The organism is Nocardia ignorata NBRC 108230 (genome assembly GCF_001612905.1).
Taxonomy (GTDB): Bacteria; Actinomycetota; Actinomycetes; order Mycobacteriales; family Mycobacteriaceae; genus Nocardia; species Nocardia ignorata.
Window position 1 is genome coordinate 154,459 of record NZ_BDBI01000017.1, and the last position, 15,302, is coordinate 169,760.

A 15,302-nucleotide genomic window follows, 5' to 3' on the forward strand; every position below is an offset into this window, starting at 1 on the left:
CCTTCATAGTTGTTGAAAGTGCTAGGGCGAGGCGCCCGAGAACGCCTCGAGAATCGCCGCCCCCACCTGTCGCTGGATCGGATCCGCCTCGGGGCCGAAGAGCTGAATATCGACCTGCGACACCACTTCTCGTGCCGCCGCCAGCAGGCGGACCCCGTCTTCGGTGAGTTCGATGGTCGACGCCGACCCCGCCCGCGCGGTCCGGTCCCGCACCAACCCTGCCCCGACCAGCGCCTTCACCGAGGTATGCACACTCTGCACGCTGGTCCCCGACATCCGCGCCAGCTCGCTGAACGAGGCCCCCGGCACGCCGTTGATATGCCCTAGCAGCCCCAGCCGCGCCACCGTCAGATCCAGCGGCGCCAGCCCCGCTCCCAGCGCCGCCTCCACCCGCCGGCACAGGGTGATCACCAGGATGCTCGGGCTCATAATCGGCGGTCCGGGTCGCCCGTCGTCAGTGGTCATACCCCGCATTTTCCCGTACGCGCACGGCTCGGTGCCCGGCGGATACCGCCGGGCACCGAGGGCGGGTGATCGCTTACTTCAGCGCTACCCGCGCACCGTTGGAAAAGGCCGAGTCGTGGAATTCGACCGCCGCCGGGTCGGTGCCGGTCGGCACGTCGAACACCAGGACCATCGAGATCTTGTTGCCCGGATTGATCTCGGCGACGAGCTCGTCGTTGACATTGATCTCCGCGGAGGTGTCGTTGGCGAACTCGCGACCCTGAGCGTCGATCAGTTTCTGATTCGCCCCGAAGTACTGCTGGGCGACATCGCCGACATTGGTCACCTCGACGTGCACGAGCACGAATTCGCCCTGGGCGGTCTTCTGCAGGTACGGGTTGTCGCCGACCGTGCGGACCGGCGGGTCGACCTGCGTCACCGTGAACGCGAACTCCCCGTCGCGGACCTCGGTGCCCGCGGGGGCGGCCACCGACCGTGCCTGCTCGCTCTTGGCCACCTCGTTGGCGGCCCCGCCGATGAGGGCCACGCAGCCGCCGAAGAGGGCCAGAACCGCGAGCAGGAAGCCGCCGAGCACCCACGGCCAGACCTTGCGCTTCTTCGGCGGCTGCGGGTAGTAGGGCTGCTGCGGGGCACTGGGATTGGTGTGCTGGGGGTGGGACATGGCTGGCTCCTCGTTTGGAAAAGGTCAGGCGTGATCGCGCCGGGACGGGCTGTCCGGCGTCATGGGGATGGGGTTGCCCGGCTGGATGCCGCAGCGTGAATGCGTTGCCGCGCAATCGATTTGCGCCTCGGAAGCGGTTCCAGGCCGGTTGCCGCTCCGTTGAGAAGGACGCTACACCGAACATGCGCCATTGGCAACAGAACGACAATGTTTTCAAGTTTGACGAATGTGAAATGTGTACTACAGAACGGATAAGTAACCAATCCATGTAATGTTTGACCTTGACTACCTGGCCGGTAGGGCCGGGGGCCGAGAGGAGACCCATGCCAGACTCGACGCCCACCGTGGCCGCCGCCGAGATCTCGCGGTTGGCTGGCGTCACTCGTGCGACCGTCAGCAATTGGCGGCGCCGCCACGCCGACTTCCCCGCGCCCGTGCCGGGAGGCTCGGAGAAACGGCCGCTGTTCGACCTCGCCGAGGTGCAGCAGTGGTTGCGCGGCCATGGCGTCACCGCCGCCGATTCCCCGGTGCAGCGGCTGCGCACCCTCTTGCGCTCGGAGGTCGCCCCCGACGAGGTCGTCGCGCTCATGGCATTCGTCGCCGACAAACGTGCGAAAGCCGCCGATCCGGTGCGCAAGGCCATCCGCGAGGCGATCGACGAAGTCGGCGTCACCCAGACGCTCGCGGTGCTGTCCGAACGTGGCCTCGACGGGCCGAGTACCGGCGTCTACCCGACCGACCAGCCCGTGGCGGCCCTCATGGCCGACCTGCTCGCCGCCGCGACCTCACCCACCCCGAGTTCGGTCCTCGACCCCTCCTGCGGTGGTGGCACCCTCCTGCTCGAAGCCGCGCGCATCGGCGCGACCCGGCTGAACGGGCAGGACATCCTCCCGGTGCAGGCCGGCCGCACCGCGGCCGCGCTCGGCGTCCTCGTCCCGCAGGCGAAGTCCGACATCCGCGCCGGTGACGCCCTGCTCGCCGACGCCTTCCCCGACGCCGAATTCGATGCGGTCATCTCGAACCCGCCCTATTCGCAACGTGATTGGGGTGCCGATGAACTCGCGCTCGACCCGCGCTGGGTGTATTCGGTGCCCCCGCGCGGCGAATCCGAACTCGCCTGGGCACAGCACGCCCTCGCCCACCTGCGCCCGGGCGCGACCGCGGTGCTTCTCCTACCGCCCGCCGTCGCGGCACGCTCCTCGGGCCGGCGGATCCGTATGGAACTGTTGCGGGCCGGTGCGCTGCGCGCGGTGATCGCGCTGCCGCCAGGCGCGTCGACTCCGCGTCAGGTCGGGCTGCAACTGTGGGTGCTGCGCCGCCCCGGTGTCGGTAGTCCCGGTGACACGTTGCTGTTCGCCGACACCACTCGCCTGCCGAATCGCGGGGACCAACCGGACTGGCAGCACCTGGCGACCACGGTGGTCGAGTCCTGGCGTGCGTTCGACGCCGGTGACGCGCAGGCCGCGACCGTTCCCGATGTCACCGCCGTGGTTCGGGTGATGGACGTCCTCGACGACGATGTGGATCTGACGCCCGCCCGTCAGGTGCGCGCGGCGGTCGACCCGGGCAACGCCTCGGCCGCCGCGCACACCGCGATCGGTGCGCTCGGCGACCACCTCGGCGAGCTGCGAGCGGTGGCCGAGGCTGTACGCGAATGGGATTCGGCCCCCGGCACGGACTGGCGTTACGTGGCGGTCGGCAACCTGATCGCCGGTAAGGCGGTGCGGATCGTCACCGCGACCACCGACCCGGCCCCCGCCGACGACGCGCGTCCGGTGCTCACGGGCCACGACCTGCTCGGCAGCCGCAACCCGTCGGGCATCACGACGCCCGGGTCGCCGGTGGGGGAGCCGATCGAAGAAGGCGATGTCCTGGTGTCGCGGCTGCGCGACGACCACGGGGCCGCCCAGGGCGCCCGGGTGGCCGAGGGTGCCGATATCGGTGCTGTTCCCGGGCCGGGCGTGCTCGTCTTCCGCACCGATCCCGCCCGCGTGGATCCCTGGTTCTTCGCGGGCTTCATCGGCAGCCCCGACAACGCGGCCGCCATGTTCGGCACCACCACCATCCGCCTCGATCCCGCACGCCTGCGCATCCCGCTGCTGCCGATCGCCGAACAGCAACGCTACGGCGCGGTATTCCGCCGGCTGCACCAACTCCGGGTGAGCGCCCGCACCACAGCCGACGCCGCGCGCACCGCCGCGGACCTCATCGCCACCGGCCTGACGGCGGGCGCACTCGAGCCACCGGCGAAGTAGCCGAGGAGCCGCCGACGACATCGCTACCGGCTCGGCGGAGTAGTCGAGGCGGTGCCGATCGGTGCCGGGCAGTATCGTGCTGGCGTCCGGTACCGGTATCGAGCTGGGGGTAGTGGTGGGCGAGATCGTCGACGGGCGGTACGAGATCACCGGGGTGCTCGGCGTCGGTGGGATGGGGGAGGTGCTGGCCGGCTACGACACGGTGCTCGACCGGCCGGTCGCCGTGAAGCGGATCGCGGTGCGCCAGTTCGCGTCCCGTGCCGATCTTGTCGACGAGTTCGTCGCCCGGTTCCGCCGTGAGGCCAGGGTGACGGCCCGGATCAGGCATCACGGCGTGCCCCAGGTGTTCGACGCCGTGCTCGACGCGCACGCCGACAGCGTGTACCTGGTGATGGAGCACATCGACGGCGTGACGCTGCGGGACTATCTGGCCGAGATCGGTGAACTGCCGGTCGGCTGGGCCGTCGCGATCGCCGCGCAGATCGCGACGGTGCTGTCGTATGCCCATGTGCTGCCAGTGGTACACCGGGACCTGAAACCGGCCAATATCGTTGTCGCACAGGACGGCACGGTGAAGGTGATCGACTTCGGGATCGCGGCACTGCTCGACGGGAGCACCGGTCGGATCACCAGGACCGGATCGGTTCTCGGCACCGCCGCCTACATGCCGCCCGAGCTGGTGAACGGGCAGGAGGCGGGTCCACGCGCCGACCTGTACGCGCTCGGCTGCGTGATGCACGAGATATTCAGTGGACGAAGGGTTTTCGAGGCTCGGTCGGAGTTCGACACCCACAACCGGCACCTGTCCGACCCGCCGACACCGCTGCGCACGCTGCGCCGGGATGTGCCCGCCCCGATCGAACAGCTCGTCCTCGAGCTGTGGGCCAAGGATCCGGCGCAGCGACCGTCGAGCGCGCAACTCGTCTACGAGCGGCTGCTGCCGTTCCTGCCCGCGCCGGGCGCACCGGAGGAACCCGCCTCGCGGACCCATCCCGACCCGACGCGGCTCTTCCGCCGACCCAATCCGCCCGCCGACATCGTGGTGGAACCGCTGCCGCCCAAGCCTTCCCATGAGCTGCCCGCCGTCGCTGGTCTGTCCGAGGCCGCCGCGCGGTATCGCGAACTGTTCGCGCTCGGCCGGGCCGCGCAGGCGGCCGACGTGCTACTCGGCGTCGTCGACCAGGCCGAACAACGCTTCGGGCCCGGCAGCCCGCAGCTGGGCGACCTGCACCGCGATATCGCCACCGCGCTCGAGCACTCCGGTGAACAACGCCGGGCGCTGGCGCAGTGGCAGCGGGTCGAAGCGATCGAGGAGCCGACCGGCACCAGGGGCAGGCGGGCGCGGGTAGCCGCGATCGGTTGCCGCGCCGCGCTCGGCGAGCTCACCGCCGCGGCCGCGGTCGACGAGCTGTACCGGATGCTCGGTGAAATACGTTCGGCAGACAACGAATTCGGTGACGACGCGCTGCTGGTCCGGATCGCGCTCGCCGAGCACCTGCCCGCCGCGGGCGACCACGCCCGGGCTGCGAGGTTCGTCGCCCGGTTACGGGACGACCTCGCGGTGCTACGGCCACCCGACGACCCGATGCGCCGGAAGATCGAAGCGCTGGCGGCCGAACTCCGCTGCTGAGGTGCGTCCGGGGCAATCCCGGCGGAGTAAGCTGCTCGCATCGCTGACAGGGGACGGTGTCGGCCGTCGGAAGTGGAGATCGTGCCGTGCAGTGGGTCGGCAGAATCGGGTGGGTCGTCGGGCTGCTGGCCGGGGCCTTCGGGGTGCTGCTCGGCAGCGTCGGGTACTTCACCGGAATCGGCAACGACAGCCCGTTCGAGATCACCCTGGCCGTGGTGTTCTTCGGCTCGGGGTGCGCGCTCGCGGGAGTGTCGATCTGGCAGCTCGTCATAGGCGACCGTCATAAAAGGCGCGGCTACCCTAGGCAAACCTGGCACACCCCGCCTGCGGGCGTCCCGTATGCGGGCGGCTCGGGTTCCGCGCAGGTAGGCCCCGGCCACTCGCACGTCGGCCCGGTCGCCTCGGGTCCCTCCTATTTCGGGTCGCCACCGGCAGGCCACGCACCCGACGCACAGCCACTCGTCGGGCCCGAACCTCCGGTCACGCCGCCGAAACCGCTCCTGCACGCCGCCTACACCCCGCCTTCGGCGCCGATCGCCGCGACCGTCGCCCAGACGCCCGAGTGGGTCACGAGCACCCGGAGCATCCACCACTGGCTGCCAACCGGAATTCCCTACGCGAGCGCACCGACCAGCGTGCTCGGTTCGCCCGTCGACCTCGACCGCGACAGTGCCGCGACCATCCCCGTCCGGGTGCGTGACGCGGTCCGCGAGCTCATCGCCATCGAGGGCCCGATCGAACGCGGCCGCCTGGTGATGCTGGTGGCCCAACGGTTCGGCGTGCCGAAACCCTCCGAGAAACAACAGATCTGCGTGCTCGGTCAGGTCCCCGAGGAACTGGTGCGCGCGACCCCACACGGCGTCTTCGTCTGGTCGTCGAACGTGGACCCCGGCACCTGGCGCGGCTTCCGCTTCACCCCACCCGGCACCACCCGCCCCATCGAGACGATCTGCGGCGAGGAGATCGCGAACGCGATAACCCATGTGGCCCAGCACAACCGCCCCACCTTCGACGACCTCGTCTGGTCCACCCTCACCCAGTTCGCCCACGAACGCACCGGCATCGCCGAAGACCGCATCGAAGCCGCCCTCACCCTCGCCACCCGCCGCGGCAGACTCACCACCGACCCCGACGGCCGCTACCGTCCGCTGTCTTGATCCGCGAAGCCTGTCGGGCAGTGGCGGGATAGCGGCGGCTGTGAGTAGAGGTGCGCGGCGGCCCCGATGGAGTACCAGCGTCCGAGTTGATTCAGTCCTTTTCAGTTAGTGCTGCAGGCCACAGTGATAGGGGTGGCTGCAGCGGGCTGCGTACTCGACCGGCGGCAAGTGACGCAGCGTCGAGTAGCGGTGGTGCTGATTGTGGCGGAACGAAATTGGACAATCACGCCCCGAGCTTCGAGAACTAACAGGAGGCGGAGGGAAGGCTGCGATCTCGAATGGACATAGTGAACTCGAATCGTGTCGCCCCGCTGCCTCCTTTGGGGACGACCACTGCGGTGCCGTCAGCGGGGGTCCACGTTCGAGGGACGAGCACCAGCTGGTCGCCGACCTGAACCAGGAGGACGAGGCCCTCGTATCGGTAGGAAGTCTTGAGATCTTTGTCCCCGGGCGGGGGCGCGCAGACGGATTCGCGGACTCCTGACGCTGGACTTCCTAGCGCGGCGAGCCGGAGGGGGTTGTCGGTGTGGATGACTACCTGCGGACGATCGCGCAGAGCCGTCGCAGTCTGGTTCGCGCGAGCCCGGCCCACTGCCTCAGCGTAGTCGTCCACTGCCCAGAATGCCCCTAGTCCGATGACTACAAAAAGAAGTACCGATTCAACCGTGCGGATCATTTGTGGCTGCGAATGGTTTGACGACGTGCTCGGCATTGTCCGAACCAAGCGCGATAGTACCGTTACTCCTACAATCAGAGAGAGGGGTGCGGCAGCAATCATTGCCTGATTGATCGGAGTAGGTTGGTCCAGCAAGCCTGCAGCGGCATTGACGATCAGCAGAATTGCTGCAACGGTGAACGAAATTACTACTATGTTCTTGGTGGTGCTCTTGATGCGCGCCCGGGCATGGTTCGGGATCGCAAGCGCGATTAAATATATACCTTGGAGAACGAATAATGGTAGTATCGCTTCTACCCGATTGCGATCGATGGATCTGGCCCATGTGAGCAGCAGGCCAACCAAACATGCGAGCCCCAGCGGAATGTAGAGGGCGTCGACGCTTCGTATGAATAGCTCTTGCTGAGAAAATGGAAGTACGCTCAGTGGGATTCCGAAGAAATCATAGAATGAGAATGCGCGCGCCCAGCCGAAGTAGAATAGTAGAGCGACTGTCAGGCTTGCGGGGGCTACGAACTCGGTTACGATGGAAATGAGGTGCGACGAACCGGAAACTGGCTCTTCGCTGTGACTTTGCGGCGCGGGGCTGGTGTGCGTCACGAATGTTCCTGTTCAGCTGCTACCTCTAGGTACACGGTTCTTGAATGCCTGCGATAATTGTCAATACCGAGCCACGTGCTACCTTTACGCCCCCCAGGCTGGACGGCTCGGTACGCCTCACCCCGCATCGGGAGATTGCCGAATCGGAATATTCCACCTGTAGGTTGAGGCAAACATGGCCACATCGAGCTATGAGGTATTGTTCAACGCAGTTGACCAACTCCGCGACGATATACCCTGGACAAGGGTGGCCGGTCAACTCTCCGCGGCTGTAGTTAGAAATAGTGGCCATTGCCGGAAGTTCGATATCACATAGTTCGCGGGTGCCGGTGTAAATTGTTACGACAGACCCGGGCGGGATGATATCCCCGGTGTACCCGGGCTCCATGCGTACAAAGTCGCACTTCGTTAGAGAAGGATCAACAGGTTCGGTCCTGAGGTCGAGACACGCATAGCCGCATTGATCCGAAGCGACCTTTGTTAGGCAGTCGACGATTGAATCGACGCCGTAATCGCGGACGCAGACGGGGCCCGGCATGTTGTCCCCGCCGCTGGAGCCGGCAACAAGCGGGGGTAGTACGACGCCGTCGGGTCGAGAATTTAGGCATGCCGAGCAGAAGAGTGTCGCGAGAGCTAGAACTGTGGCCAGATAGATGCGTCCGGGCATCGTGACGACGTCTCCCCTCCAATGGTCGATGAACAACCAAGACGGCATTCATCCTAGGGCCGGCCCTCGAACCGGAGATCGTTTTCGCGAATCTCATCGGTGTAGTCGAGACAATTGGTGGCATCCGGCAACGAGTACCGTCTGCCGCATCTGAAGTCGGCACATGGGTCCTACCTTCTATCACGAGGAGTTCAGGGATCTGTCCGATGACGCAGATCGGTTGCTTCTGAGAGCGTTTCGACACGCTGAAGCTGTGCGTCACCGACATCTTCGCGAGCGACCCCGCTCAGGGTCTTCGTCCGGTCGTCCAGCCTCGACCACGCCACCTCCTCACAACCGAACCCGAACGGCCGCTACCACCCCACTGTCTTGATCCGCGAAAGCTGCCGGAGGGCAGCGGCATAATGACGGCTGTGTGTAGATGTTCGCGGCGGTCGCGATGAAATACCAGAGATCTCCCTCGGTGATCGCGCTGTGGGTTTTGGCGGGTCTCTGGAGTTCCGTCTGCCTGTTGGCGGCAGTGTCGTCGCTGGTCGGCTCGGAACCCGATGCCGGTTCGGCCGTAGTCGGCTCGATCCTTTGCGGCGGCCTACCGCTCGCCGCGGTGTGGTGGCATGACTACGCGCAGGCGCATCGTCCGATGCCACGTCCGATGATGCACCCGCCGTCTCCGCTACCCCCACCGCCGCCTCGACCGCAATTGCCGGAACGTCTTCTGCTGCCGTGGTATCGGCTCGCCAAGGCATGGGATGTGGTCGCGGAACTGCAACGCCAGGGGTGGATCGACGGGAGTTCGACGCGCGGGGTTCCGGAGTCCATGAAACGGCTGCACCGATTGGCGATCGCCGACGGGATGACCGATCAACTCGGTGGTCGACGATCCGGCACGGTCACCCAGCAGATCACCTTGCTCGGCGACCTGCTGGTGGCTCTGGCCGACGAAGCGGTGGAGCATCAGGCGACCATCGGGACCGACTTCACCCCCGCGACCCTGGCGGTCGCCGCTCAGCGGCTCGCGGCGGACCGGGCGGCTTACCAGGAGTTGATGGAACTCGGCGGCGCGTGGGGCGAGCGTCCCTAGGCGGGTAAGGCGGGGGCGGTGCGGGTGTGTGTCACCTCGGGGGCGACGGTGACGATGTCGCAGGCGGCGAGGAGGGTGTGGGGGAAGTCGTCACCGAGGTGGGCCAGGCTCGGCATGACGACGGCCGCGGCGGAGGTCGCGGCGACCACGTCGAGCAGGCGGCCGAGCGGATCGGTGGTGCGGTCGCTGAAGGCCACCGTCTTGGTGAAGCGGTAACCGAGGCGTTCGGCTAGGGATCGGATCTGCGTTTCGTCCCAGGACTGGGCGACACCCGAGATGTCGCGGCGCAGATATCCGATCGCCGGTGGCTTCATGGGCATGACCGTACCGGCGCGGAGTGTCGCAGTCGTGAACGCGAGCGAACGCGAGTCGAATTCGCAATCCGACCGAGACCCATTCGCGCGCTGATCGAGTGCTACCACGCCTCATTGGAGATCAGCGCGGTGAGCAACTGGCGGATCGCGGCGACCCGTCGCTCGACACCGGGCAGCTGATCGAGGGCGCATTCGGGGTCGGCGGGCGGCCCGAGATGGGTGCAGCCGCGCGGACAGTCCTCGATGGCGTCGGCGAGATCGGTGAACGAGGCGATCACGTCGTCGGGCGTGATGTGGGCCAGACCGAACGACCGCACGCCCGGTGTGTCGATCACCCAGCCGCCACCGGGCAGCGGCAGCGCCACCGACTGGGTGGAGGTGTGCTTGCCCTTACCCACGCCGGACACCTCGCCGACCGCCCGATAGGCATCGGGTACAAGGCGATTCACCATCGTCGACTTGCCTACCCCGGAATGCCCGATGAGCGCGGTGAGCCGGTCACGCAAGATCTCGACCACCGGTTCGATGGGGTCGTCGATCCCCGCGTACAGGATCTTCAGGTCCAAACCCTCGAAGGCCGAAGCGAATTCGGACTCGGCCACCAGATCACGCTTGGTGAGCACCAGGATCGGTTCCAGTCCACCGGCATACGCGGCGACCATGGTCCGTTCCACGAAACCCGTGCGCGGCGGCGGATCGGCCAGGGCGACGACGATGAACAACTGCTCGGCATTGGCGACGACGATCCGCTCGAACGGATCGGTGTCGTCGGCGGTGCGCCGCAACACCGTTCGCCGATCGGCCACCCGGACGATCCGGGCGAGACTGTCGGGCTTGCCGGTGAGATCACCGACGACGCCCACCCGGTCGCCGACGACGATCGGCGTGCGGCCGAGCTCACGGGCCCGCATGGCGACGATGCGCCGGTCGGGGTCACCGTCGAGGACACACCCCCACCGGCCCCGGTCGACCGCGACGACCATGGCGTCCTCGGCGTCGTTGTGCTGCGGCCGGGTCTTGGTACGCGGGCGGGAGGAGGCCTTGCCGGGACGAACCCGCACATCGGATTCGTCGTAGCTGGCCGCGCTGCGTCCTCGGCGACTCAGCGCGCCACTCCTTCACCCGATAACGCAGGCGCGAGCATCTGCTCCCACAGCGCGACGAAGGTCGGCAGGGTCTTGGCGGTGGTCCCGATGTCCTCGATCTCGATACCGGGCACCCGCAGGCCGAGAATCGCACCTGCGGTGGCCATCCGGTGATCGGCGTAGGAATGCCACTGCCCGCCGTGCAGCGGGGCGGGCACGATCTCGAGCCCGTCGGCGGTCTCGGTGACCTTGCCGCCGAGCCGGTTGATCTCGGCGGAAAGCGCTGCGAGACGGTCGGTTTCGTGCCCGCGCAGATGCGCGATGCCACGCAGCACCGACGGCGAATCGGCCAGGGCGGCGAGCGCGGCGACGGTGGGGGTGAGCTCGCCGACGTCGTGCAGGTCGATATCGATGCCCGCCAGCCGTTCCGGCCCGCGCACGGTGAGGATCCCGTCGAAGACGCGGGCCTCGGCGCCCATGCGGACCAGGATCTCGCGGATCACGTCACCGGGCTGGGTGGTGCCGCGCGGCCACATCGGCACGCTCACCTCGCCGCCGGTGACCGCGGCCGCCGCCAGGAACGGCGTCGCGTTGGACAGGTCGGGTTCGATCTCCCAGTCGACGGCGCGGATCGGGCCGGGCGCCACCGTCCAGGTCTGCGCGCCGCGCACGTCGCTCGGGGTGGTGACGGCGACATCGGCGCGGCGCAGCATCTCCACCGTCATCTCGATGTGCGGCATCGACGGCAGCACACCACCGCTGTGGTTGACCGTGATGCCCTGCTCGAAACGGGCGGCCGAGAGCAACAGGCCCGACACGAACTGCGAGGAACCGGAGGCGTCGATGGTGACCTCACCGCCGCGCAGCGTCCCGGTGCCGTGCACCACGAACGGCAGCGCGTCGCCCTCGATGTCGAGGCCCAGGCTGCGCAGCGCGTCGAGGATGGTCGACAGCGGCCGGTGCCTGGCCTGCTCGTCGCCGAAGAAGGCGACATCGCCGGTCGCCAGGGCGGCGGCGGGCGGCAGGAACCGCATGATGGTTCCCGCGAGGCCGCAGTCAACGGCGGCACTGTGCAGTGGCGCGGGGGTGACCTCGAGGGTTTCGGCGTCGCCGACGATCTCGGTGCCGAGGGCGCGCAGGGCGGCGATCATCAGGTCGGTGTCGCGGCTGCGCAGGGCACCGGTGAGGGTGGACGGCCCATCGGCAAGTGCGGCGAGGATGAGCGCGCGATTGGTGATGGATTTCGAACCGGGCAGGGTGACGGTCGCGTGGACGGGGACCTCGATGTGGGGCGCTGGCCAGAAACTCACCTGCCCATCCTCCCTCATGTGCGGACCGAACACACCGGTGGTGCGCGAACTCGCGTCGCCGCGTCGGCCGAACTTGTCGGACTCCGGTGCCACCATGGTTCTCATGTGCGGACGATATGCGACTACGACCAACCCCGGTCGCCTGGCGGCCGAGCTCGACGCGGTCGACGAAACCGACCTCGACAACCCCGACGAGACGGTGAGCTACAACGTGGCCCCGACCAGCCAGGTGCTCACCGTGGTCGAACGCCACGAGCACGACCACCCCGACGACGATCCGCGCCTGCGGATCCGCCGGATGCGCTGGGGGCTGATCCCGCACTGGACCAAGGCCGCCGAGCCGGGTGTTCCGGCCAAGGGCAAACCGCTGTTCAACGCCCGGGCCGACAAGATCGTCACGGCACCGTCGTTCCGTGACTCGGCCAAGTCCAAGCGGTGCCTCGTCCCCATGGACGGCTGGTACGAGTGGCTCGTCGAACCCGCTCCGACCGGCAAGGGCAAGGCGGTCAAGAAGCCGTTCTTCATGTCCCATGCCGACGGTTCGCAGATTTACATGGCCGGCCTGTGGTCGGTGTGGCGCGACCGGAGCAAGCCCGACGCGCAACCGCTGATGTCGTGCACCATCCTCACCACCGACGCCGTGGGCGAGCTCGCCCGCATCCACGACCGCATGCCCTTACCGATGCCGCGTGAGCACTGGGAAGCCTGGCTGGATCCGGACCATCCGGCGCCCGCCGAATTGCTCGGGGGTCCCGCGGCGGACGAGGTGGCGAATATCGTCGCGCGACCGGTGTCCACACTGGTGAACAACGTGCGCAACAACGGTCCCGAACTGCTGGTTCCCGACGAAGAGGCCGGGCAGACCACACTGCTGTGATCGTGCCCGGCCGCCGCGAACGTCAGAGCGGGCAGGGCACCGAATCGGTGGCGATATTCAGGCCGCACTTGATGGCGCCGGTGACCAGGTCGATGATCTCGGTGGCCAGTCCGCCGCCGAGGTTCTCGGTCTTCTCGGCCTGCTCGTTGTTCTCGGCTCCCGGCGCGTTCTTCGGGCTGGTGCCCTGGCCGTTGAGCGGGTAGTCGCCGGGCTCGGTCGGTGCGGACGGCGCCACCGGTGGAATCGCGGCGGCGGGAACGGCGGCCTCCGCGGCGCCGAAGCCGAGTATCAGGGCAAGGGACAGGGTGGCGATCGTCGAGCGAGTGGACATTTTTCGCATCACATCCTCGGGTCGAATCGGTCGTACCGGGCGCGGAATGCGTCGGTAGTGGATTCGGAACGAGACTGTGATCGGATTGCTACGCCGTGATCGGCGCCGTCACCGCGCCCGCCGCGCGCACCAGATCGGCGGGGGCGAGCTCGATCTCCAGGCCCCGTTTACCCGCGCTGCACAGCACCCGGTCCCACTCCAGCGCCGAGGCGTCGACGACGGTTGCCAGCTTTTTGCGCTGCCCCAGGGGGGAGACCCCGCCGAGTACGTATCCGGTGGTTCGTTCGGCCTTGGTCTTGTCGGCCATGCTCGCCTTCGGCGCACCGAGCGCGGCCGCGGCGGCTTTGAGCGACAGCTTGGCGGGCACCGGAAGCACCGCCACGGCGAGCGCGCCGGTGGAGAGCTCGATCACCAAGGTCTTGAAGACCTGTGCGGCCACCACCCCCAGCGCGTCGCCGAGCGCGTCGACAGCTTCCGCGCCATAGGAGTCCGCACGCGGGTCGTGGGCGTAGGAGTGGACTTCGTGCGCGATTTTCGCAGCGGTGAGCACCTTGATCGCGGGCGTCGACGCGGCAGCCATGAGCACACCCTAAAACCGGTCGATCGGGAACACAGCCGGGGGAGTGCCTGTTGCACAGCAGTGACACCCCCCGAGACAACGTGAGGAGAGATAGTGACACTGCTGCTCGAGGAGCGTCCCCTCGCGTCGGGGGACGTGCGATTGCCCATCGACACCGTGCTGCCGGTAGATTCGGTGGCTACGGCGATCGAAGGGATTGGTGTGACGAGCGACGATGACGTGGTGCCTACCGAGGCGTCCGGCGCGCAAGTCGACGAAGCCGAGCTGGCGGCCCGGTTCGAGCGCGACGCGCTGCCGATGCTCGACCAGCTCTACGGCGCCGCCCTGCGGATGACGAGGAACCCGGCCGACGCCGAAGACCTGGTGCAGGAGACGTACGTCAAGGCGTTCCAGGGGTTCAAGTCCTTCAAGGAGGGCACCAATCTGCGTGCCTGGCTGTACCGGATCCTGACCAACACCTACATCAACTCCTACCGCAAGAAGCAGCGCCAGCCCGCGCAGTACCCGACCGACGAGATCACCGACTGGCAGCTGGCCGCCACCGCCGAGCACAGCTCGACCGGTCTGCGTTCGGCCGAGGTCGAGGCCCTCGACGCCCTGCCCGACGACGAGATCAAGGCCGCGCTGCAGGAGTTGCCGGAGGAGTTCCGGATGGCGGTGTACTACGCCGACGTCGAAGGCTTCCCGTACAAGGAAATCGCCGACATCATGGGCACCCCGATCGGTACCGTGATGTCGCGGCTGCACCGCGGCCGCAAGCAACTCAAAGGTCTGCTCGCCGGGGTGGCGCGCGACCGTGGATTCGACCGTGGGGAACGCCAGGAGGTTTCGAAGTGAGCGACCCCGATATGGAGATGGACTGCACCGCCGTACTCGCGGATGTGTGGCTCATGCTCGACGGCGAATGCGACGAGGCCACGCGCGCGCGGTTGCAGGAACACATGGACCACTGCAGCCCCTGCATCGAGGCCTACGGCATCGAGGAGAAGATCAAGGGCCTGCTCAACCGCAAGTGCGGTGGCGAGCACGCACCCGAGGGTCTGCGTGAACGGCTGAAGGTGGAGATCCACCGCTGCATCACCGTCACCAGGGTCGAGTCGGCCGAAGGCTGACGGCAGCAAAAAAGGGGCACCCGACGGGTGCCCCTTTTTCGTGTCCCGAGCCTGGCTCAGGCGTTGGGCCGCTTGCCGTGGTTGGCTGCGTTGCCCTTACGGCTGCGCTTCTTACGTCCGCGCTTACCCATAGGTAGCTCCCTTCTCTGGGTCCTCCCCGCCGCAGCGCGGAGCACAATCTGATCGAGAGCCATTGTTTCACGTGTGGTTGGCTGTAGCTTCGGCGGATACGGCCACGGCCGCGAGCGCGGTGGCCGACACGACTACGAACGGGGTGTCATGGTGGAAGAAGTGCGCGCGGAGATGGTCTCCACCGTGCTCGCTGTCGAGGTGGCGGTGGGTGATCATGTGCACGTCGATCAGACCCTTGTGCTGCTCGAGTCCATGAAGATGGAGATCCCGGTGCTCACCGAGGTGGACGGCGAGGTCACCTCGGTCGACGTCACCCCGGGCCAGGTTCTACAGGCAGGCGACCTGATCGCCACCATCGCGTAAGTCACA

17 protein-coding genes are annotated in these 15,302 nt (G+C 67.4%); 8 read left to right on the forward strand and 9 right to left on the reverse strand.

Translation table 11 applies throughout. The features are described from left to right. Window positions 1-21 precede the first annotated feature (21 nt). On the reverse strand, window positions 22-465 hold the full coding sequence (locus NI2_RS15720; protein WP_067491704.1) for a MarR family winged helix-turn-helix transcriptional regulator: 444 nt from the start codon (window positions 463-465) through the stop codon (window positions 22-24). Window positions 466-538: 73 nt separating this feature from the next. After that, window positions 539-1,126 carry a DUF4352 domain-containing protein gene (locus NI2_RS15725; protein WP_243749730.1) on the reverse strand — a complete coding sequence of 196 codons (588 nt, stop codon included), beginning with the start codon at window positions 1,124-1,126 and terminating at the stop codon, window positions 539-541. 323 nt (window positions 1,127-1,449) lie between these two features. On the opposite strand from NI2_RS15725, the gene NI2_RS15730 reads away from it, so the two are divergent. The 3 genes from NI2_RS15730 to NI2_RS15740 all read left to right on the forward strand — a co-directional run bounded on the left by NI2_RS15730 (window position 1,450) and on the right by NI2_RS15740 (window position 6,168). Then, a complete protein-coding gene (locus NI2_RS15730) occupies window positions 1,450-3,381 on the forward strand; it encodes an N-6 DNA methylase (protein WP_067491444.1) in 1,932 nt (643 codons plus the stop codon). A 61-nt stretch (window positions 3,382-3,442) separates the two neighbouring features. Then, the gene (locus tag NI2_RS15735) at window positions 3,443-5,011 is read left to right on the forward strand and encodes a serine/threonine-protein kinase (protein WP_084476449.1); all 1,569 of its coding nucleotides are present in this window, start codon (window positions 3,443-3,445) and stop codon (window positions 5,009-5,011) included. 86 nt (window positions 5,012-5,097) lie between these two features. Beyond that, window positions 5,098-6,168: a hypothetical protein gene (locus tag NI2_RS15740; protein WP_067491446.1), complete on the forward strand. Its 1,071-nt coding sequence runs from the start codon at window positions 5,098-5,100 to the stop codon at window positions 6,166-6,168. A gap of 244 nt (window positions 6,169-6,412) precedes the next feature. Here NI2_RS15740 and NI2_RS33835 read toward each other — a convergent pair whose 3' ends face one another. Beyond that, a complete protein-coding gene (locus NI2_RS33835; protein ID WP_133733824.1) occupies window positions 6,413-7,444 on the reverse strand; it encodes a hypothetical protein in 1,032 nt (343 codons plus the stop codon). 1,178 nt (window positions 7,445-8,622) lie between these two features. Between NI2_RS33835 and NI2_RS15745 the strand changes: the two genes are divergently transcribed. Next, complete coding sequence (locus NI2_RS15745) at window positions 8,623-9,192, forward strand: hypothetical protein (RefSeq protein WP_157104666.1); 570 nt, start codon at window positions 8,623-8,625, stop codon at window positions 9,190-9,192. Here NI2_RS15745 and NI2_RS15750 read toward each other — a convergent pair. The 3 genes from NI2_RS15750 to aroA all read right to left on the reverse strand — a co-directional run bounded on the left by NI2_RS15750 (window position 9,189) and on the right by aroA (window position 11,919). After that, window positions 9,189-9,506 carry a hypothetical protein gene (locus tag NI2_RS15750; RefSeq protein WP_225278907.1) on the reverse strand — a complete coding sequence of 106 codons (318 nt, stop codon included), beginning with the start codon at window positions 9,504-9,506 and terminating at the stop codon, window positions 9,189-9,191. The genes NI2_RS15745 and NI2_RS15750 overlap by 4 nt on opposite strands. Window positions 9,507-9,607: 101 nt before the next feature. Continuing rightward, window positions 9,608-10,612, reverse strand: a complete 1,005-nt coding sequence (gene rsgA / locus NI2_RS15755; protein WP_208115331.1) for a ribosome small subunit-dependent GTPase A — start codon at window positions 10,610-10,612, stop codon at window positions 9,608-9,610. After that, a complete protein-coding gene (gene aroA, locus NI2_RS15760; RefSeq protein ID WP_067491712.1) occupies window positions 10,609-11,919 on the reverse strand; it encodes a 3-phosphoshikimate 1-carboxyvinyltransferase in 1,311 nt (436 codons plus the stop codon). Before aroA ends, rsgA begins: the two co-directional genes overlap by 4 nt. 85 nt (window positions 11,920-12,004) lie before the next feature. Between aroA and NI2_RS15765 the strand changes: the two genes are divergently transcribed. Beyond that, window positions 12,005-12,778, forward strand: coding sequence for an SOS response-associated peptidase (locus NI2_RS15765; RefSeq protein WP_067491714.1), 774 nt, complete (start codon window positions 12,005-12,007; stop codon window positions 12,776-12,778). 22 nt (window positions 12,779-12,800) lie between these two features. Here the strand turns inward: NI2_RS15765 and NI2_RS15770 are convergent, their stop codons facing one another. After that, window positions 12,801-13,109 (reverse strand): hypothetical protein, encoded by a 309-nt coding sequence (locus tag NI2_RS15770; protein ID WP_067491456.1) that lies wholly within the window; start codon window positions 13,107-13,109, stop codon window positions 12,801-12,803. Window positions 13,110-13,197: 88 nt separating this feature from the next. Next, the gene (gene ybaK / locus NI2_RS15775; protein WP_067491458.1) at window positions 13,198-13,689 is read right to left on the reverse strand and encodes a Cys-tRNA(Pro) deacylase; all 492 of its coding nucleotides are present in this window, start codon (window positions 13,687-13,689) and stop codon (window positions 13,198-13,200) included. A 201-nt stretch (window positions 13,690-13,890) separates the two neighbouring features. Between ybaK and NI2_RS15780 the strand changes: the two genes are divergently transcribed. Together NI2_RS15780 and rsrA are read left to right on the forward strand one after the other, a co-directional pair. Continuing rightward, complete coding sequence (locus NI2_RS15780) at window positions 13,891-14,526, forward strand: sigma-70 family RNA polymerase sigma factor (RefSeq protein WP_067491716.1); 636 nt, start codon at window positions 13,891-13,893, stop codon at window positions 14,524-14,526. 11 nt (window positions 14,527-14,537) lie between these two features. Then, window positions 14,538-14,801, forward strand: coding sequence for a mycothiol system anti-sigma-R factor (gene rsrA / locus NI2_RS15785; protein WP_067491460.1), 264 nt, complete (start codon window positions 14,538-14,540; stop codon window positions 14,799-14,801). A 56-nt stretch (window positions 14,802-14,857) separates the two neighbouring features. Here the strand turns inward: rsrA and NI2_RS35735 are convergent, their stop codons facing one another. Next, window positions 14,858-14,932, reverse strand: coding sequence for a 50S ribosomal protein bL37 (locus tag NI2_RS35735; protein ID WP_022597109.1), 75 nt, complete (start codon window positions 14,930-14,932; stop codon window positions 14,858-14,860). A 148-nt stretch (window positions 14,933-15,080) separates the two neighbouring features. Here NI2_RS35735 and NI2_RS15790 point away from each other — a divergent pair, with 148 nt between their 5' ends. Beyond that, window positions 15,081-15,296 carry a biotin/lipoyl-binding carrier protein gene (locus NI2_RS15790; RefSeq protein ID WP_067491718.1) on the forward strand — a complete coding sequence of 72 codons (216 nt, stop codon included), beginning with the start codon at window positions 15,081-15,083 and terminating at the stop codon, window positions 15,294-15,296. The last annotated feature ends 6 nt before the right edge of the window (window positions 15,297-15,302 follow it).